Genomic DNA, 18666 nt, shown 5'->3' on the forward strand with positions numbered 1-18666 from the left:
ATACATAACAGGAGGACATTATGGAATTTTCATTTCCGACTATACAAGAGTTTTTGGAAAGTGTTTTAATCCATCATACATGTAGCCTTGATCGCATTAAGAAAATAAACGAAAGGTTTTATTATCTCTCTTCTACTACAGAAGAATATAATTGCGCAATTATTTATGCAGATGACTCATTCACTGCATTAATTGACGCTTTTTCTTATGAATTAGCTGTTATCATCCTTAACGAAAACGATGAGCCGATATGCTGTATAACTTCTCAGCAAATGATTCCATTTCTTTATAAGTCCTACAATGAACTACAGTCATTTTATGACACTGTAATACAAACAACTGACTCTTCTGTTACAGTCATTGATAGTAACGAATGCGTTCGAACTTGGACAGATGGTGCTGAAAAAATATTTTCAGTCAACCATAATGAGATTATTGGACAACCGATTACTCGTTTTTTTGATTATAAAGACTTGGAAATTTTACAATCTTTACATGATGGAAAAAGCATAGTCGCTCAGTTCCATCAGCCTCGTCCCGATTTATTCGTATTAATTAATTCAAATCCAGTTTATTGTAATGATGAAATTATAGGAGCAGTCGTTTCAGAAACAGATGTTACAAATCAAGTCGCTTTAAATGAAAAACTATTTAATATGTCACATGAAATGCACCGTTTAGAACAAGAAGTGGCAAAGTATAAAGATGAATCCGATCCATTCCTTGCGATGAATGGGAAAAGCCCTGTTATACAAAGAACGATACAATTAGCTAGAAAAGTTTGTTCGGTGAAATCAACTGTTTTAATACTTGGGGAAAGCGGAGTTGGAAAAGAAGTATTTGCGAAAGCAATTCATGAAGCAAGTGAGGCAGCGAAGGCGCCTTTCATTTCGATTAACTGCGGGGCAATTCCAGAAGCGTTATTTGAAAGTGAATTATTCGGTTACGAGCGTGGGGCGTTTTCTGGAGCAAATAGTAAAGGAAAAAAAGGTAAAATTGAACTCGCGCAAGGCGGTACTTTATTTCTTGATGAAATAGGTGAAATGCCACTTGATATGCAAGTAAAACTGTTACGTGTACTGCAAGAGCGAAAGTATTACCGAGTTGGTGGTGAAAAAGAAATTAATATTGATTTCCGCATTATCGCTGCTACAAATCGTGATTTACAAGAAGAAATGAGAAAAGGAACTTTCCGAGAGGATTTATATTACCGTTTAAATGTAGTTAGCTTGCAGATTCCACCGCTGCGCGAAAGACGCGAGGATATTATTGAATTAACTTATTCTTTCTTAAACGATTTTTCAATCAACTATAACAGACCAATTCGTGACTTACCTTCAAGCATTATGCATGAACTGCTTCATTACAATTGGCCAGGTAATATTCGCGAACTTCGAAACGTTGTTGAACGGCTTGTGGTATTTGCAACAGACGGAATTATAAAACAAGAATATCTACCATTTCATACGACTGAAACTTTAGACAACCATACAGCCCATTCCCTATTACTCAGCAACAATAATACAATCCTTTCTTTACAAGAAGAGATGGATGAGCATGAGAAAAAAGTTATTGAAAGAGCTTTACGAATTTTAAATGGGAATAAATTAGAATGCGCGAAACAACTTGGTGTAACAAGGGCTACTTTATATAACCGTTTAAAGAAACTTGGACTTCAATAAAGAATCAGTATGCACCGGTCAGGCGTTTACAGATAGCCCTCTCTCCCCCTCTATATTGGCATGATTTTTGCATATATAATTTGTGAAAACCGAACTAGAGGAGGAATACACATGACAAATAAAAACAACTTAATCGTTTGTCGTTGTGAAGAGGTTACATATGGACAACTTCAATCGACAATTGCTGAATATAACTGCTCAGCAAGAGAATTAAAACTAAGAACACGTGCTGGCATGGGATTTTGCGGTGGTCGCACATGCAGAATAATGATAGATCGAATGATTGAAAATGCGAATCCTGACGTAACTCTTAATGAACTACCGTTAAAATATCAACCACCAATACGTGCAGTTACTTTTGGATCAGTAGGTGAAAGTAAATGAGTAGAATTACACATCACCCGATTTTAGGTACTTTACAAAGTAGTGAGCGTATTACTTTTCAATTTAACTGTCATCAATACGAAGCATATGAACATGAAACGATAGCTGCTGCCCTGTTAGCAAATGGAATAAGAACATTAAGACTTCATGAAGATAGCGGAACACCGCGAGGTATTTATTGTAATATCGGGCACTGTTCTGAATGCCGCGTGACAGTAAATAATCAAACAAATGTACGCGCATGCTTAACTGTTGTAGAAGAAAACATGGTTGTTGAAAGCGGGAAACAGCATCCGAATATCGTGAGAGAGATGGTGAAAAAGCGATGAGTGATGTAATTATTATAGGTGCAGGGCCAGCTGGATTATCAGCTTCTATCACTTGTGCTCGTTTCGGACTAAAAGTGCTCGTTATTGATGAATTTATGAAGCCGGGCGGGAGATTGTTAGGACAGTTGCATCAAGAGCCTACTGGAGAATGGTGGAACGGAATAGAAGAATCGAAGCGACTTCATGAGGAAGCAGAATCACTTTCAGTACATATCAGATGCGGTGTTTCGGTCTATAATTTAGATAGAGATGAAAACAATTGGTTTGTACATACTAATATCGGTACGTTAGAAGCACCTTTCGTACTACTTGCTACTGGAGCTGCGGAATATGCTATTCCCCTTCCAGGCTGGACACTTCCAGGAGTGATGTCAATTGGAGCAGCTCAAGTTATGACAAATGTTCATCGCGTGCAAGTTGGAAAAAAAGGAATCATTATTGGTGCTAACATTTTGTCTTTCGCCATTTTAAGTGAATTGCAATTAGCGGGAATTAAAGTAGATCATATTATACTCCCTGAAAAAAGCGAGTTAAGTCAAAAAGCTGGTGAACCTGAAGAAGTTTTAAACTCTCTTTTAAATGCAGCACATCTCGCTCCTTCTGCTATTTTGCGTATAGGTAGCCACTTTATGAAATTTGATTGGATTCGAAAAGCTGGATTAACATTCTATCCAAACAGCGGAATGAAAATAAACGGAACGCCACTTCACCTTCGGAAAGCAGCTCTTGAAATTATCGGAACAGATCAAGTTGAAGGTGTATGTGTTGCTAATATTGACTCTAAAGGAAATGTTATTAATGGATCAGAGAAAATATATGAAGCAGATTTTGTTTGTATTGCTGGGGGATTATACCCACTTGCCGAACTTGCAGCTGTAGCCGGTTGTCCCTTCCATTACATTTCAGAATTAGGCGGACACGTTCCTCTCCATTCCGAAACAATGGAAACTCCTCTTCCTGGTTTATTTGTAGCTGGCAATATTACAGGCATTGAAAGCGGAAAAATTGCGATGGCGCAAGGAACAGTTGCAGGTCTATCTATCGCAAAATATGCAAGTAAAAAACGTGATATAGTCGACCAACAATTATCTCACGCCATGCAAAACGTTCACTTTGTTCGTCAGAAAGCTGCAATTCAGTTTAATCCGATGGTAGATATCGGTAGACGAAAAATGAATGAAATTTGGCGTGATTATTCTTCTACATATGCACATACTAAAAAGAGCTGCTGAGATTATTCTCAACAGCTCTTTTCTCTACTCATCTGAGTTATTAAATTTCGCTAATGCGTAAATTCCTTCTTCATCATCTAATTCAAGTTGCAATCTCGCTGCGAATGGATTGACATTATATTCTCTGTCAAGCAATAAGCGTAAAGCTTCGATTAAGTTTGCTTGAATTAAAATTTGCTGGCGACCATTTACCTCTACTTCCGCAGAGAAACCGTAGTCATCATCATACATAAGTTCAACTAATACTTCTTCTGGACCCACTTGTCTTTTTTCAGCGATATATATACAAAGCGCATTTATAAGCTCTTGTTCAGAAATTTTTATTGTTTCCATGCTACTTCATCTGCCTTCTTCTTACGTTGGTCTTTGAAGTATTTAAATGCACGAACTGCTAACATTACGATACCAGCCATTACTAACATATTTACCATAAACGCTAATACAGAACCAAGAGCTCCCATATTTGCAAATAAGCTACCCATTAGTAAACCACCAAGACCACCTAGTAATAAACCTTTCATAAAGCTTCCTTTATTACTTTTTGGTGCTGTATTTGTTGCTTTCGTTTTTGAATCTGGAGTCGTTTTTTGAGAATTTACATTTGAGTCTTTTTTGTTTAAATCAACTTTTGACTTTTGACCTGAACTTGGTGTAAATGATTTTTTACCAGATTTGTAACTTTTCGCTGCCGCATGATCTACGAACATAAAGCTGCTAGCCCCAAAGATAACCATGAATGCTGTCATTACTGCTACAAGTTTTTTCAACATATTATATCCATTCTCCTTTTATATAGATATATGTGAAATCTATCTTTCTAGTAAATTCAGAATGATAGATTTGCTTTTAAGAACATTTTAAAGGTTCTTATGAACTTATTATATGAACTTTTGTCGAAATATGCAAGTATTATTTACTTCCGACAGTTTGGTGACAAAGGAAAAATTAAGCAAAACAGAATTGACTTTAAATGAAACAAAACATATTATAAGTTCATAAGAACTTTTTATTATTTTGGAGGTGAAAAGATGGAAACATTTCATCTCACACGAAACGAAATGGCTACCCTTCTTCTATCACTAAGAGGATGGAATACGAAAAAGCCTCTCGGTATTTTACAAGAAGCTTGGGCAAAGTCACATAAAAAAGATATTGAAAGCGGACAAAGCGTTACAGCTTTTATTACTACCGCACTTTCACCTATTTTTGAAAAGCTGATTAAAATTGACGATACTGATGTCGGTTTTTCTTTAAATGAAATAGTTGCGCTTGGCAATCAGATTGAAAACACAAGTTTCTCTGTAACTGCTATGCAAAACTGGGTGAAACGAGATATAAAAGAAATGATTGGCTCTCCTCAAAAGGGGAAAAAATATTCAATTGAACAAGCAGCCTTACTATTTATTGTCGAAGATTTAAAAACAGCACTTGATTTTGAATCCATTCGTAAGCTATTACGCCTTATTGTAAATGACCCAGCCGATCGAAGTGATGATTTAATCAATCCTGTTCATTTATATGTAGCATACTCTTCTCTATTTGAAGAACTCAATCAAGGGAATTGCTTACAATTAAATGCAACAGATACCGTTCATACAATTGAAAACATCGTAAAAGAAAAAGCTGATAAAATCGCAAGCAAGTTCGATCAAATTAATAACGAACAACGCGAAGCAATTCGTAACGCTATTATTATTGCGACCCTTTCTGTACATACCGCATATGTACAAATGTTAGCAAAACGTTACGTAACAGCAACTTTATTTTTACAGAACTTAGATGTGAAGCCTTAAAAAACAAGCATCCCCCCGTCATATACGTAGTACAGGGGGATGCTTGTTTTCAATCAATATAAAATACAAAAATCATTTTACATCTAAGTTTCATTCTACAATAGCTCTTGATTATGTAAAAATCATGACTAACCTAACATTCAACAATGTTCATTTCTTTTTATTAAATTCCCATCAGATTTTCTCAATAAACTTAATTACTTCATCTTTATAATTATATTTGTCATTAATTTCTTGTAATAATTCAATATCATGCGTATGAGTTTTTCCTGTCTCTAACAGCTCACGATATAAATCAATATAAGGAAGATTTTTATTTATGGCATTTTTATATTCCTTTTCTACATCGTAAAAAACCTTTTTAAACCTCACATCAGTAATCCCTGCCTCATCAATTTCAAGAATTGCATACTGAGCACGTAAGTCAGAGTTTAGCTTATTCCACTTGTAAAAAGGTTGTCCAACTGTTCCTGGGTTAATAATTAATTGATCATTGCTACTATAGCGCAATAATTGATGGTGGGTATGAGCGTAAATCGCAATATCATAATCACGATCAAATAACCGATCAAACTGTCCCTGATTATTAGTGGGCCACAAATCTCCCCCGTAATTTTTATTTTGTAGATTATGACTAATACTGATTGATAAATCATTAACCTGTTTTGTTATATGTAATGGTAAATTTTTAACATGCTTAATATAGTTTTCATCCAAGTTTTCACATTGATACTGAACTAATCTAGAAACATAAATATCAGTTGCGTTATCAATATCAATATTTTTATTAAGAACGTCAAGAAAACTATCTTCCCAGTTTCCTTGTACATAAGTATCAACGTTAATACTTTCTAATATTTCAAATAAATCATTCGATCCAGGACCAGGCATAATTAAATCTCCTAAAAACCAATAATCAGTCACACCTTCTTTCATAGAATCTTCGATAACTGCTTTTAAAGCAGTTGCATTTCCATGTACATCTGCCAGTACAGCAATTTTATGTTTCATGTATTTTATTCCCTCCTCTAAATTTACGTTTCCATCTCATTCATTTTTTATTTTCGAACCAAATCAAATTGAATAGGCATATTCTTTTTTAGGCAATTTTACTATCTCTTGAATGAAATTTGATTTCTCTAAAATGTCCTCTAACTGCCCCTCACTATAGACGTAAATACCACCTACATATGAACTGTACGCCTTTTTCTCAGTTATTACTGCTAAGGTGCTATTTTCCTTTTTAAAATCACCCTCTAGTCCTTTTTCAAAAGATAAACTTTTGGCTTCTGAAAAATAAAGGTGAATTAACGTCGCTAATTGTACGTCCTCTGATTTTGCAAAGTACTTTATTTCATTTAAAATCATTTCATCTTGTAACGGAAGAAAGTCTTCTACTTCTAACTTCTCTCCTTTATGAAAGAAGTTTTGAAGTTCAGGAGTATAGAACGAAAGATTTTTCTCCTCTATCATTTTTAAAATTGTTTGCAGCAATATGTCTTTTCCTATCACAAACGGGTGGCCAAATCCATTATTGTAAAGCTCTTCTTTCATTTTCATTAATTGTTCGATGAAGGGGATTCCTGATTCTTCAATAACAAGTTTATCGTCAATTAAACGCATGTTAGCAATCAATTCTTCTATCTGTAAACCTTCTAATTCAAGCGATGAGTAATATAAATCTCTATTCCAAAAATCTAATTGATCCATTCCTAATGAATTAAATAAGAGCTCATCTATAATTGGAAAAACTCCATCTTCTGTTAAAGCTTTTGTTACATCATCTAATAATCTATGTGTTTGATTTAAAATCGTACGTATTTCTTCGTCCTCTTGAATGATTCGTACCGTCCACTCACCATGATCTTCACCCGATATTTGCTGAAAACAATGTGAATATGGCCCATGTCCAACATCGTGTAGAAGGGCTACAGTAGATACTAGCTTTCGTTCATATTTCGATAAATGTATGTCACCAATCTCAGTAAGATGTTCTATCACTTTATTTACTAGCACATATACACCTATCGAATGTTCTTCCCTCGTATGTATTGCGTTCTCATGTAAAAAATAAGTATGTCCTTGTTGTTTAATATTCGCCAACCTTTGAAATGCTTTTGTATCTATCAATCGAAGGATATCTCTATCACGAATAGAGATTGGTCCATAAATCGGATCTGTAATATACATACGTTCTCCTCCTATTTTTGTAAATGAAAGACCTATACCATTATACTTAATTTTCAGTCTATTATCATTGATATATGAGAAATTTTTAATAATCTTTTCATTAACCCTTCATGAAAACGCGGCTTATATCTATTACTATAATAATTATGAGAGACATAAAAGAATTGAAATAGCAATCCCCTATGTAAATAAGGTATAATCTACATATAGTGAACATTTTACGTCATTAAATAAAAGGTTCTTATACTCAAAAATTCATAAACTAGAAGGTGCAACAATGTTAAGTAGTTTTATTCATTCAGTATTAACGTTTTTTGAAGGATTAGGTTATTGGGGCATTATGCTTGGACTTATGATTGAAATTATCCCAAGTGAAATTGTCCTTGCTTATGCAGGATACTTAGTATTCAATGGAAGTATCTCATTTATAGGCGCTGTTGTATTCGGTACAATTGGCGGTGTTATTGCTCAAATCTTTATTTATTGGCTTGGACGATACGGCGGACGCCCTATATTAGAACGTTACGGAAAATATATTTTCATACATAAAAAACAAATAGATGCTGCAGAAGATTGGTTTAATCGTTACGGAACTGGCGTCATTTTTACAGCACGCTTCATTCCAGTAGTGCGTCATGCGATTTCAATTCCTGCTGGTATTACAAAAATGCCATTACTACGTTTCACTACATTAACAGCACTTGCGATTATCCCTTGGTCTATTATTTTCATTTATTTAGGTGAAAAACTAGGTGAAAATTGGGAGAATATAAACGATATTGCTGGTCCGTATGTGAAATCATTCGCAATTGGTGGCGTCTTACTTATACTTTTATACTTCGTTATAAAAAAATGGACAAAAAAGCGTAAAAATCTCGCTTAAGAATATAATAAAAACCGCTATAAATTCATTCGGAATTATAGCGGTTTTTTATTTATATATGAATTAATCTTCAGGAATTATATAATACCTTTCCATCTACATTTACATGGATAAGCAACCATTTGATCATTTCTTTCGTATATTATCTCAAAAAGGAGTGATTCCCCTATGCATTGGCAGCAAAAAATACCGTACTTAATCGGACGCCCTATCGGCATTTCCTTCATAAATGGGCAAGGAACTTCTGGTGTATTATGTTCAGCGCATGATGGTCAATTATATGTGTATGAATACCTTTATCAAGCTCAGTTTGCAATGAAACATTATGATTATAGACAGATTCAAGATATACATGCATTCCCAAATTGTCCTCACCAAAATCCTCTATACTAAAAAAATCGGAACGGCTCATAGCCATTCCGATTTCTATACTTTATTTCTCAGAATTAAATTTCTGCACTGCTTCATCAAAATAAATCCAACCTTTCCAGCCCAAATGAATCGTATCTTTTAAGAAATACTTATCATATTCATGACCAGAGAAATCAACTACTGGATATCCTGCTTTCTCAACCTGTTCTCGAACTTTTTTATAATACACTTCACGGCGTTCTTTCGGGAAGCCAGTATAATCATACCAAGGTCCATTTACAGGTACAGAAATAAAGAGTGGTTTGACATTTTTCTCTTTAAATAAATCTAAAATAATTTGTAAATCATCGTATTCTGGTGATTCATCATATGTTTCATTTGCTCTAAAGTTTTTTAAACCTTTTAGTTTTTTCTTCAGATTATTCTTATGATAATACGGATTTTCAATTCCGAATGTATTTGTAGTAGACTCAGCTTTCCCTTCTTGTTCTGCGTGTTTACGTGCGTCTTCCCAAGAAATTGAACGAAGTCCGATATTTGTTTTCTCCTTCATCGGTTCGATTTTAAATAAAGAGTTAAATATATCTCTATGATCTAAAATATTTCGATGCATATAAGCAAGTGGTTTAACTAAACCTGCTTTTATGTTATGTTTCGTATCATTATATACAATACCTTCTAATGAATTTTTTAATATATCATCTTCTTGAACAACTTTATAATCTAATAGCCGTTTCGCGATTTGCTTCTTCATTTCTGGATTTATCTTATCATTAAAAATAAAATGATATGCTTGTTGTTTGGAGAAATTATTAGTGAAATCCCCTTGTGATACACCAGTCTTTGTAAACCATTGTGGTGAAAGAACAAAGACTACTTTTTTACCTTCTAATTCATCCATAGTAGATGTCACATTTAAAATATGAGCTAAACTTTGTGTACCACCAGTTCCAATTAAAAACGGTGTAAAACCAGCTGGATTTACTTTGAAATAATTAGACGGATGATATGCATCCATTCGTAAAAATTCTGATGAACCGTACATCGGTAAATACTGTGAATTCTCTAACATTTTTTGCTGTAAGAAAACACTTTGTAATTTCTCTTTTTGTAAAGAAGTTGCCGCGTCTTCTACCTTCTTATCACTAATAAGCGATACTAAACTTTTCGATGGGATTAGAATGATAATAAAAAAAAGCACACACGCTAAAATTATAGGACCAAAAGCATGCTTCATTTTCATCTTCTGTCCCTCTTTCTATCGTTATTAAATTGTAACCCTTGTTTTTGACACGTCATCTTTTCTCTCCTTTTTCTCTATACATGTTCCATTCTATTTATCTATTATATACATGTATGTATTTCCTTACTGTTCTATTAAGTCCTATATAAATAGCACAAGAAAATGTTTCCATAGAAACACGTTAATTATACAAGATTCTACATAAATTTCACACTGGAATTTCATTAATAATTTTATTTTTTAACAATAAAAAAACATATGAAATGTCTAGAATTCTTCGGATGATGTATGAAGTTCAAAATATGATAATAAACGCCCGCTATGATTAACTTCATGAGTATATATAAACCCGAGCTTTCGTAAAAGTTTTTTCGAGCTCTCATTTGCTACTTTAACTCTAGCAATTATTCTTGTTACATTCAAAGTCTCTATTGCATATTTAATGGAAGCCTCTGCTGCTTCTAATGCATACCCATTCCTCCAATGTTCTGGGTCAAGGAGATACATAATTTCTATTGCACCTGTTTCATCTACCTTTCTTAAACCACAATGTCCTAAAAGCTTTCCTGTTTCACTATTAAATAACAACCATACCCCGAAGTCATACTGTTCCCAATGTAAGATAAGTTGCCCAATATAATCATTTGTTTCTTCCTTCGACATTCCTCTTGATTTAGCCAACCATTTGCCAACAGTATCTTTTTTTAATATTTTATAAAACTGATCAATATCTTCTACAATTGGTTTCCTCATAAATAATCTTTTTGTATAAATTACTTTCTCTTCTTCAAACATAGACATCATTTCCCCTCCAAATACTGTTTACAGACTAATAAATTATACCATGAACTATTTTTCTAACTTTAAATAAGAAAAACAGACTATCACATACATGAAGTCTGTTTCTCCATTCTTTTATTTTTGTACATCTGCCCATTTTAAACTTGTAGCTGGACCAAATTGATGTACATATAAATCTTTCACATATGGTTTTTGTAAGTAAGATAATCCGCGCTGGAATACCGGTGCAATTACTGCATCATCAAGTAGCATTTTTTCAGCTTCTTGCATTGCTTTCCAGCGAGCCTTTTCATCATTACCTAATTCTGTTTTAATCTTCTTAATTAACGCATCATATTCTGGGTTTGCATATTCTGTATTATTGACGCTACTTCCAGAAAGGAATACTTCTAAGTAAGTCATTGGATCTGGATAATCTGGTAACCAGCGTGATAACGACATTTCATATTCTTTCTTCTTCTCAAGTGCTAATTTTTGCGTATGTGGTTGTAATTTCACATTCACTTTTAATCCTGGTAAGTTTTTCTCAAGCTGCTCTTTAATGTACTCTCCAACTTTTTTAAAGTTTTCCAAGTCATAATTTAATAGTTCTAACGTCACTTCATCTGTACCTGTTTCTTTCTTTGCCTTTTCCCAATATTCTTTCGCTTTTTTTACATCAGTTTTATTAAACTCACCTGCCGTACTTCTAAAATCTTTCTTATCTGGGCCCTTTAAAAATCCTTTTGGTACGTAATAGTTTGCTGCAACCGATCCATCATTTAAAAATGAATCTGCGAGTCCCTTCTTATCAAAAACTGTACTTAGCGCAAGACGTGCATTTTTATTTTTAAGAATCGGTACATTTTCATTAAATCGGAAGAAGTACATAACTGGATCTGTATATTGTTTTAGCTCTTTATTATTTTTATATTTATCTACGAATTCTGTAGAAATAACAGCTCTATCAACTTTATCTGTTTCATATAAATTTACCGCAGTTGAAATTTCTTTTACAATTTGATAGTTTACTTCATCTAACTTCACTTCTTTTTTATCCCAATACTTATCATTTTTCTTCATTGTAAAGCTAGCTTCATGCTTCCACTCTGATAATGTAAACGGTCCATTATATACCGCTTTATTTGCTTCTAATCCATATTTATCACCTTGCTCTTTCGCATATTTTTCGTTAATTGGATAGAAGGATGGTAAAATTAATAATTTCGTAAAATACGGTACAGGATGTTCTAGCTCTACGACGAATGTTTTATCATCCTTCGCTTTTACTCCTAATTCATCTAGACCTAGTTGTTTTTTATTTATCTTCTCAGCATTTTTTACATCGTACGCAATGTATGCATATTGAGAAGCAGTATCTGGATTTATCAATTGCTTCCAAGCGTATACGTAATCATGAGCGGTTACTGGCTCTCCGTTAGACCATTTCGCATCACGCAATTGGAATGTATATGTTTTTCCATCTTTACTCACTTCATATTTTTGTGCGCCGGCTTCAATTATTTCATCATTTTTCGATAGACGGAATAGTCCTTCCATTACGTTATTCAAAACGTTAAACGAGACTGCATCTGTTACTTTCCCTGAATTTAACGACGGAATTTCACCTGTTTCTAGTAACTGTAATACTTTCTTCTCATCTTTCGGCTTTGTTGCAGTTTTTTCTTTTGCGCAACCAACTAAAAATGAAGAAACGAATAGAGTACTAACTAATGAGTAACGAATAACTTTTTTCATTTAAAAACCCCCTTCTATTTTTAAGGTAAGTAACGACGAGCACCAGCGTATTCTTCTATATATCCTGGTGTATTTAGCGGTATAATCTCTACCGACCTTTCAGCTCTTGGTGAGTGAATCATATTGCCATCACCAATATACATTGCAACGTGATGGACACTACCTTTCCCTTGATCATGTGCAAAGAAAATTAAATCTCCTTTTTGTAGATTTTCTTTATCAACTGCAACCCCTGCTCTTGATTGCGGTCCAGAATCTCGCGGAATTGTAATGCCGTGCGATTTATAGATCGTATGTGTGAAGCCAGAGCAATCAAATCCAAAACCACTTGTACCAGCCCATATATACGGTAAGCCTAAAAACATTTTCCCTGTGTTAATTAAATCATTGGCCGCCGGAGTTGGAATATCAGTTTGAGATCGGTAAACTGTTCCATCATTTTTTCGTAGCCATGCTTTCTGACCGTTTGGCAACAATACACGGTATGAAATTGTGTCTTCACTTAATAGCGGCAGTCTTGTATTATAACTGACTTCAAGTGATTTATGTTTTTCAGAAGGATTTATATATAAAATCGCTGTTGGTTTGGTTATTAAGACAAAAGGTTCATTTGTTTTATCTGCAAATTCTTGATTATATGTTAATTGTTTTTCAGGCATCCAGCCCGGATAACCTTCTTCATTTCGTGGTGTTGGCTGTCCATGCACTAATACCTTCACCCATTCGCCTTTCTTATCAATAACAGTTACTTCTTGACCGAGTAAAGCTTGTGTTTCTAATTTATTTGCATTTGTTAACCATAGTTTCTCGTCAAGTGTCATTGATTTCGTCCATTTCCATAGATCCACTGGATTTGTTGCACTCGGTGTATCGATTGGTCTTAATGAATCAGGTGCTGTCCATAACGTTGCAGCAGATACATCTATAAATGCTTTATTATCCTTCTTTTCTTCAGCATTTGCCGATGTAAACGATGAAAATATAAATAAAGTTGTTAAAAATGCAGTTCCTACTTTTTTCATATATATCCCCCTTAAAAGATAGTTTACTTGTCTCTTCTCCTAAGATTTACTATTCACTGTCGATTGAAGGTTTACCTTTGATCCAGAATAAGTCATTCCTTCTGGCTCTTCCATTAACCAAAGCGGTGCATCAAGATCAAAATAATGAATATTAGGATGCGCTGCCGCTAAATGCGCAACAGCACTAACGGAAAGTGAAGACTCCATCATGCTGCCCACCATACACTTCACACCAGCTGTTTCTGCGATATCAGCAATACGCCATGCTTCACGTATGCCACCACATTTCATTAATTTAATATTAATGAAGTCTGCATATCTTCCTTGAACGAGCTTTAATGCGTCACTTGCTGAAAATATACTTTCATCGGCCATAATTGGCGTTTGCACACGATCTTTGACGTACTTTAACCCACCCCAATCTTTCGCGTGTACTGGTTGTTCAATAAATTCTATATTTAAATTACGATTTTCCATCTCTTGAATGATAGAGACCGCTTCTTTTGGACTCCAACCTTGATTCGCATCTAAACGTAATGTCGTATTTCTTGGTACCACATTTCGAATTGCCTCAATACGTTCCAAATCTAAATGCGCCTCTTTACCCACTTTAATCTTTAATGTTTGAAATCCTTTTTCTATATGTTTCTTCGCTTCTTTTGCCATTAATACAGGCTCATCCACACTCACTGTAATATCGGTATGAATTTCTTTCTTCCCGCCTAACAATGCATATAACGGCACATTTTGATATTGGCAATATACATCATATAAAGCGATATCTACCGCTGCTTTCGCACTTGAATTTCCAATACAACTCATTTGAATGCCCTGTAGTAACTGCTGAAACTGAATGATATTTTGACCAATTAAACATGAACGCATCGGTCCTAAAATCGCTTCTTCCATTCCGCTGGTGAAATCCCCCGTAATAACTGGCGTTGCGGCTGCAGCCCCCTTACCAATAACTCCTTCGTCTGTATGAATATAAACATCTATACTTTCAATTTCTGTTACAGTACGAAGCGCGGTTTTAAACGGTGTATGCAGTTTTATACGTCTACGATTTACTTTTACATCTGTAATTTTCATTTTGTTCATCCTTTCATTCTCCAATGAAGTGAAATTTTAATCCACCGGAGATTTATACCCACGGATTATTAGGTAAACCTATTGGGCATTTACTCTTCTATCTCTCTACTTTGTTTTCGTTTACTTTTGATGTAGGACGATAATGCGAAATAAAAAAATCCAGCCATAAGAATGATTCTTACGGCTGGATTTTGTCTATGATTGAGTAGACAAAGCAGCAATCTGATTATATTTTTTCTGTGCATCTTTTAGCGCTACAAGTAACGCTTTTTGAGAAGAACCGAAATATCGGTTCTTTACTTCCATTACTAACGCCGGGTCATTTATATTTTTATGTAGAAATAAATATTTAACAAATTGAGATGTTAATGCAATTGTCGCTGAGCAGTCTGCATCTACAATTTCCCCTGTATCCTTAACAAGTATAAATGCTACGAAATAGCTTTTATACTTTTCAGTAATGGGATTATTTTGAGGTGCTTTCGCATCCCCTACGATATAAATTGTATTTGAAGCGTACACAGCTATCTTCCTTTCTTATACAAGGATAACGGGTTTCTTAATAGTCGTATGAGCGAGGAACTCAACGTTGATTAAAAAATGTATCCGCTTACCTTGTATTATAATATAATTGACAGAATTTTTACAACATTTATTTTAGTGCATATTCCATATTTATGAAAATAGCTTAAACTCTTCATTTCTACAATATGTGATTGTTCCTTGTACCATGACATTCATACATAAAAAACTGCACCCCCAATTGTTAGACGCTGCCTAACAATTGGAGGTGCAGTTCAATGGCTAACTGTTTTTTTATTACTTTGGCATCACAAATATAGTTTCATTTGACTTAGAAAATTGATACTCTTTTCTCGCTAACTTCAAAATTTCTTCCTCATCGTCTGTTAAATTTTCTATGTTAGTCTTTAAAGAATCTTTATCTTTCTTTAAAGATACTAATTGCTTCTTTTGATCCGTAATCGTATCTTTCTTTTTATCAATTACTTCTTGTTGTTTCGTTAAAATATATTGAACATATAGAGTAGTTGCCGCAATAAAAAGGACCATTAAAATAAGTCGCCTTAACTTCTTTTTATTTATCCTACGCTTGTCACTAGGTTGTGATAATTGCTCTGGTATATTAGGAACATTTACTCGCTCGAGTTTCCTCATTCAAATCCCCCTAACCCATATTTTTCACTACCATCGGCACGTTTTCTTACTAAATTAAATTCTATTCTTATAAAATAAACTCCTTCACAAAAATATCCCATAAATTAACCAATTAAAGATAGCATTCGACGACATTTCCATATTTACACCGATTTTTTTTATACATGCTGCTATAAAATAGTAGTTTCTGTAATTCTTTTTCTACTATTGTAGAAGAGTTTTTTCACACAAAAAATTCCTTCCCCACATATCCATGTTATAACATGCTTACAAGGAGGGGGAATATGCATTACCGCACATTAGGTAAAACTGGAATAACTGTTTCTGAAATAGGTTTTGGCGCATGGGCAATCGGTGGGGATGAATGGGGACCTGTTAACGATAAACAATCTATAACCGCTATAAAAAAAGCAATTGAGTGTGGTGTGAATTTTATTGATACTGCGGATGTGTATGGTTTAGGACATAGCGAAAAGTTGGTGGCTACCGCGATTAAAGGACATCGTAATGATATTATCCTATCAACGAAAGGTGGTTTAATCGGGCATCACTACGACCCTAATGGAGTTCCTGTATATGATACTCCCGAAAAAATCATCGCCGTATTCGAAACAAGTTTACAACGTCTTCAAACAGATTATATTGATCTTTATTTTTGTCATATTTGGTGGCATAATCGTAGGGAAACAGAAGCATTTCTACGTGCATTTGACATATTAAAACGTGATGGCAAAGTAAGAGCAGTCGGTGTTTCGACTCATGATTTACAATACATTCATCATTTCAATAACAACAACGAAATTGATATCGTACAGCTTGATTACAATATATTAAATCGAAAACCAGAAAAAGATATATTACCATTTTTACAAGAGAAAAATTTAGGAGCTGTTATTCGTGGTCCATTAAAAATGGGCATTTTAACTGGAAAATTCACAAATAAAACAATTTTTCCGGATGGAGATTTACGCAAAGATTGGCCAAATGAAACTTGGTTTCAAGAAGACTTACAAACTGTAGAGAAACTTCGGTTGCTCTCAAATAAAAATCAGACCTTAGGGCAACTTGCACTTCGCTATGTACTCTCTCATCCGGCAGTAAGTGTTGTAATTCCTGGTGCCAAAACAGGAATACAAGCACAAGAAAATGCAAATGCATCTGTTCGCCCTATGTTGAGTGATGAAGAGCTTAGTTATATTCATTCAATATAAAAAGCCCAATCCGGGCTTTTTAATTTGGGAAACTAATATCATACTCCATTCGCTTCGCTGTGTCCTCCGCAACATGCACACCTAACAAGTTTTTCACAATATGAAATGCCATATTAATTCCAGCTGAAATTCCGGCAGATGTTATAATATGTCCTTCATCTACAAACTTTACATTTTCTATAACTTCAACATTTTGAAACTCATTTTTAAACTTTTCAATACTAGCCCAATGTGTTGTTGCTTTTAAACCTTCCAGTAAACCTGCTTTCGCCAGTAATAGCGCTCCTGTACAAACTGAAGTCATCAGCTTTACTTCTTTCATTTGTTGGCGAATCCATTTTATTACTATTTCATTTTTTATTTCATATTCTCTAGCACCTAGCCCACCCGGAATTATTAAAATATCCACTGGTGGTAAATTTTCAATACTATAATCTGGCTGTACCTTCAATCCGTTCCTTGCTGTAATCATTTCCCCATTCTCGCTAACTGTATAAACAGTAAATGGTTTTTCTTCATTCACCTCAGTTACAGAAAAAACTTCAAATGGCCCTGCAAAGTCTAACACTTCTACTTCATTAAATAAAAATATACCAACACTCCATTTATTCATCATAAGTTCACTTCCTGTTTCAAATGATGTAATAGATGATAATATCCTTTTTCTAATGCAATATCATACGCTGTTTTCCCATCATTTTTCTTTATCATCTTATTAGCTCCATTTTTAAGGAGTAACATAATTATTTCTTCATTTCCTAATAATGCCGCTTCGTGAAGTCCTGTCCAGCCACCACTTTGCATAATATTTACATCTGATCCTTTTTCAATTAAGAAAGCAACAAGTTCACTTTGCTTGTTCACTTTGCTTGTTCGCAATTGCTGCTTGCAAAGGCATATTTTCATTTTCGTTTTTCGCTCTACTATGTATATCTGCACCACTTTCTAAAAGAAAACTCGCTATTTCTTTCTGTCCAAAATAAGCTGCTAAATGAAGTGGTGTCCATCCATCTTCACTACATTCGTTAACAATACTTGGACTCGCCTTTATAAACTTCACTACTTTTTCCTTATTACCACTTATAACAGCTTGTGCTATTGATTGTAAATGCTCCATAATAATCTCCCATCCTTCAAAATATTTAAGCATCTCCTTCTACATGTTCTATTCATTATTATATTTTCCTTTTAAAATCTTAAGTTTACATAATAATATTATATATCACTTTTTGTGCTTAATGCTGAATAGCAATAATGTTAAAAATACTGCCTTTAAACAATGAAGACCATGATTTCATTAGAATGACTGAAAAAGCAAGCAAAAAACTATACACATAGTTTTCATCATATTTGTTCAGTTGCATGAACTAAAACAGGTAATGTTTATTCTGCTATTTATGCTTTCAACATATCAAATAATATTATTCCAATAAAAAACAATCCATTTTAAAAATGGATTGTTTTTTTATTTCTGTTTTATGCGGTTTATTTTATTTTTGTATTTTCAATGATAGAATAA

At 34.1% G+C, this 18666-nt stretch carries 20 protein-coding genes and 1 pseudogene; 8 read left to right on the forward strand and 13 right to left on the reverse strand.

What is annotated here, in order from left to right:
* Window positions 1-20: 20 nt before the first annotated feature.
* The 4 genes from ACS2QP_RS07755 to ACS2QP_RS07770 all read left to right on the forward strand — a co-directional run bounded on the left by ACS2QP_RS07755 (window position 21) and on the right by ACS2QP_RS07770 (window position 3627).
* On the forward strand, window positions 21-1682 hold the full coding sequence (locus tag ACS2QP_RS07755; protein WP_438882285.1) for a sigma-54 interaction domain-containing protein: 1662 nt from the start codon (window positions 21-23) through the stop codon (window positions 1680-1682).
* A gap of 111 nt (window positions 1683-1793) precedes the next feature.
* Window positions 1794-2066, forward strand: a complete 273-nt coding sequence (locus tag ACS2QP_RS07760; protein WP_000182619.1) for a (2Fe-2S)-binding protein — start codon at window positions 1794-1796, stop codon at window positions 2064-2066.
* Window positions 2063-2395 (forward strand): (2Fe-2S)-binding protein, encoded by a 333-nt coding sequence (locus ACS2QP_RS07765; protein WP_332282922.1) that lies wholly within the window; start codon window positions 2063-2065, stop codon window positions 2393-2395. Before ACS2QP_RS07760 ends, ACS2QP_RS07765 begins: the two co-directional genes overlap by 4 nt.
* Entirely contained in the window at window positions 2392-3627 is a 1236-nt protein-coding gene (locus ACS2QP_RS07770; protein WP_438882286.1) for an NAD(P)/FAD-dependent oxidoreductase, read from the forward strand. Before ACS2QP_RS07765 ends, ACS2QP_RS07770 begins: the two co-directional genes overlap by 4 nt.
* 24 nt (window positions 3628-3651) lie before the next feature.
* Here ACS2QP_RS07770 and ACS2QP_RS07775 read toward each other — a convergent pair whose 3' ends face one another.
* Window positions 3652-3960 carry a YxcD family protein gene (locus tag ACS2QP_RS07775; protein ID WP_000447747.1) on the reverse strand — a complete coding sequence of 103 codons (309 nt, stop codon included), beginning with the start codon at window positions 3958-3960 and terminating at the stop codon, window positions 3652-3654.
* Window positions 3948-4397, reverse strand: a complete 450-nt coding sequence (locus ACS2QP_RS07780) for a hypothetical protein (protein ID WP_000914478.1) — start codon at window positions 4395-4397, stop codon at window positions 3948-3950. Before ACS2QP_RS07780 ends, ACS2QP_RS07775 begins: the two co-directional genes overlap by 13 nt.
* A 258-nt stretch (window positions 4398-4655) precedes the next feature.
* On the opposite strand from ACS2QP_RS07780, the gene ACS2QP_RS07785 reads away from it, so the two are divergent.
* On the forward strand, window positions 4656-5420 hold the full coding sequence (locus tag ACS2QP_RS07785; RefSeq protein ID WP_000447231.1) for a DUF1836 domain-containing protein: 765 nt from the start codon (window positions 4656-4658) through the stop codon (window positions 5418-5420).
* A gap of 174 nt (window positions 5421-5594) precedes the next feature.
* Here ACS2QP_RS07785 and ACS2QP_RS07790 read toward each other — a convergent pair whose 3' ends face one another.
* Both ACS2QP_RS07790 and ACS2QP_RS07795 read right to left on the reverse strand, forming a co-directional pair.
* Window positions 5595-6431: a metallophosphoesterase family protein gene (locus ACS2QP_RS07790; protein ID WP_000680868.1), complete on the reverse strand. Its 837-nt coding sequence runs from the start codon at window positions 6429-6431 to the stop codon at window positions 5595-5597.
* Window positions 6432-6494: 63 nt separating this feature from the next.
* Window positions 6495-7610 (reverse strand): HD domain-containing protein, encoded by a 1116-nt coding sequence (locus tag ACS2QP_RS07795; RefSeq protein ID WP_000275987.1) that lies wholly within the window; start codon window positions 7608-7610, stop codon window positions 6495-6497.
* Window positions 7611-7887: 277 nt separating this feature from the next.
* Between ACS2QP_RS07795 and ACS2QP_RS07800 the strand changes: the two genes are divergently transcribed.
* Window positions 7888-8493 (forward strand): DedA family protein, encoded by a 606-nt coding sequence (locus tag ACS2QP_RS07800; RefSeq protein WP_438882288.1) that lies wholly within the window; start codon window positions 7888-7890, stop codon window positions 8491-8493.
* A gap of 168 nt (window positions 8494-8661) precedes the next feature.
* Window positions 8662-8886 carry a hypothetical protein gene (locus ACS2QP_RS07805; protein ID WP_000558689.1) on the forward strand — a complete coding sequence of 75 codons (225 nt, stop codon included), beginning with the start codon at window positions 8662-8664 and terminating at the stop codon, window positions 8884-8886.
* 40 nt (window positions 8887-8926) lie between these two features.
* On the opposite strand, the gene dltD is transcribed toward ACS2QP_RS07805, so the two are convergent.
* From dltD to ACS2QP_RS07840, 7 genes are all read right to left on the reverse strand, one after another.
* The gene (dltD, locus tag ACS2QP_RS07810) at window positions 8927-10108 is read right to left on the reverse strand and encodes a D-alanyl-lipoteichoic acid biosynthesis protein DltD (protein ID WP_332282914.1); all 1182 of its coding nucleotides are present in this window, start codon (window positions 10106-10108) and stop codon (window positions 8927-8929) included.
* A gap of 267 nt (window positions 10109-10375) precedes the next feature.
* Window positions 10376-10909, reverse strand: a complete 534-nt coding sequence (locus ACS2QP_RS07815; RefSeq protein WP_438882289.1) for a GNAT family N-acetyltransferase — start codon at window positions 10907-10909, stop codon at window positions 10376-10378.
* 114 nt (window positions 10910-11023) lie between these two features.
* A complete protein-coding gene (locus tag ACS2QP_RS07820) occupies window positions 11024-12646 on the reverse strand; it encodes a peptide ABC transporter substrate-binding protein (RefSeq protein WP_332282911.1) in 1623 nt (540 codons plus the stop codon).
* 20 nt (window positions 12647-12666) lie between these two features.
* Window positions 12667-13668 carry a C40 family peptidase gene (locus ACS2QP_RS07825; protein ID WP_000755417.1) on the reverse strand — a complete coding sequence of 334 codons (1002 nt, stop codon included), beginning with the start codon at window positions 13666-13668 and terminating at the stop codon, window positions 12667-12669.
* Between the two features lie 39 nt (window positions 13669-13707).
* Window positions 13708-14769: a dipeptide epimerase gene (locus ACS2QP_RS07830; protein ID WP_438882291.1), complete on the reverse strand. Its 1062-nt coding sequence runs from the start codon at window positions 14767-14769 to the stop codon at window positions 13708-13710.
* A gap of 186 nt (window positions 14770-14955) precedes the next feature.
* Window positions 14956-15282, reverse strand: a complete 327-nt coding sequence (locus ACS2QP_RS07835) for a DUF3870 domain-containing protein (RefSeq protein WP_000271318.1) — start codon at window positions 15280-15282, stop codon at window positions 14956-14958.
* A 297-nt stretch (window positions 15283-15579) separates the two neighbouring features.
* Window positions 15580-15936, reverse strand: a complete 357-nt coding sequence (locus tag ACS2QP_RS07840) for an FtsB family cell division protein (protein ID WP_001228371.1) — start codon at window positions 15934-15936, stop codon at window positions 15580-15582.
* A gap of 284 nt (window positions 15937-16220) precedes the next feature.
* On the opposite strand from ACS2QP_RS07840, the gene ACS2QP_RS07845 reads away from it, so the two are divergent.
* Window positions 16221-17147: an aldo/keto reductase gene (locus ACS2QP_RS07845; RefSeq protein WP_063245518.1), complete on the forward strand. Its 927-nt coding sequence runs from the start codon at window positions 16221-16223 to the stop codon at window positions 17145-17147.
* A 19-nt stretch (window positions 17148-17166) separates the two neighbouring features.
* Here the strand turns inward: ACS2QP_RS07845 and ACS2QP_RS07850 are convergent, their stop codons facing one another.
* Both ACS2QP_RS07850 and ACS2QP_RS07855 read right to left on the reverse strand, forming a co-directional pair.
* Window positions 17167-17763, reverse strand: coding sequence for a DJ-1/PfpI family protein (locus ACS2QP_RS07850; protein WP_000981423.1), 597 nt, complete (start codon window positions 17761-17763; stop codon window positions 17167-17169).
* Window positions 17760-18264 (reverse strand): annotated as a pseudogene (locus ACS2QP_RS07855) (ankyrin repeat domain-containing protein). The gene ACS2QP_RS07850 and the pseudogene ACS2QP_RS07855 overlap by 4 nt, the downstream one beginning before the upstream one ends.
* Between the last annotated feature and the right edge of the window lie 402 nt (window positions 18265-18666).

This window comes from Bacillus cereus group sp. Bce019 (assembly GCF_051781745.1).
Taxonomy (GTDB): domain Bacteria; phylum Bacillota; class Bacilli; order Bacillales; family Bacillaceae_G; genus Bacillus_A; species Bacillus_A cereus.

Coding starts and splice junctions, on each gene's coding strand:
- ACS2QP_RS07760 (WP_000182619.1), top strand. CDS start 1,794: ATGACAAATAAAAACAACTTAATCGTTTGTCGTTGTGAAGAGGTTACA.
- ACS2QP_RS07830 (WP_438882291.1), bottom strand. CDS start 14,769: ATGAACAAAATGAAAATTACAGATGTAAAAGTAAATCGTAGACGTATA.
- ACS2QP_RS07795 (WP_000275987.1), bottom strand. CDS start 7,610: ATGTATATTACAGATCCGATTTATGGACCAATCTCTATTCGTGATAGA.
- dltD (WP_332282914.1), bottom strand. CDS start 10,108: ATGAAAATGAAGCATGCTTTTGGTCCTATAATTTTAGCGTGTGTGCTT.
- ACS2QP_RS07790 (WP_000680868.1), bottom strand. CDS start 6,431: ATGAAACATAAAATTGCTGTACTGGCAGATGTACATGGAAATGCAACT.
- ACS2QP_RS07815 (WP_438882289.1), bottom strand. CDS start 10,909: ATGTCTATGTTTGAAGAAGAGAAAGTAATTTATACAAAAAGATTATTT.
- ACS2QP_RS07800 (WP_438882288.1), top strand. CDS start 7,888: ATGTTAAGTAGTTTTATTCATTCAGTATTAACGTTTTTTGAAGGATTA.
- ACS2QP_RS07845 (WP_063245518.1), top strand. CDS start 16,221: ATGCATTACCGCACATTAGGTAAAACTGGAATAACTGTTTCTGAAATA.
- ACS2QP_RS07825 (WP_000755417.1), bottom strand. CDS start 13,668: ATGAAAAAAGTAGGAACTGCATTTTTAACAACTTTATTTATATTTTCA.
- ACS2QP_RS07820 (WP_332282911.1), bottom strand. CDS start 12,646: ATGAAAAAAGTTATTCGTTACTCATTAGTTAGTACTCTATTCGTTTCT.
- ACS2QP_RS07840 (WP_001228371.1), bottom strand. CDS start 15,936: ATGAGGAAACTCGAGCGAGTAAATGTTCCTAATATACCAGAGCAATTA.
- ACS2QP_RS07755 (WP_438882285.1), top strand. CDS start 21: ATGGAATTTTCATTTCCGACTATACAAGAGTTTTTGGAAAGTGTTTTA.
- ACS2QP_RS07765 (WP_332282922.1), top strand. CDS start 2,063: ATGAGTAGAATTACACATCACCCGATTTTAGGTACTTTACAAAGTAGT.
- ACS2QP_RS07850 (WP_000981423.1), bottom strand. CDS start 17,763: ATGATGAATAAATGGAGTGTTGGTATATTTTTATTTAATGAAGTAGAA.
- ACS2QP_RS07775 (WP_000447747.1), bottom strand. CDS start 3,960: ATGGAAACAATAAAAATTTCTGAACAAGAGCTTATAAATGCGCTTTGT.
- ACS2QP_RS07780 (WP_000914478.1), bottom strand. CDS start 4,397: ATGTTGAAAAAACTTGTAGCAGTAATGACAGCATTCATGGTTATCTTT.
- ACS2QP_RS07785 (WP_000447231.1), top strand. CDS start 4,656: ATGGAAACATTTCATCTCACACGAAACGAAATGGCTACCCTTCTTCTA.
- ACS2QP_RS07805 (WP_000558689.1), top strand. CDS start 8,662: ATGCATTGGCAGCAAAAAATACCGTACTTAATCGGACGCCCTATCGGC.
- ACS2QP_RS07770 (WP_438882286.1), top strand. CDS start 2,392: ATGAGTGATGTAATTATTATAGGTGCAGGGCCAGCTGGATTATCAGCT.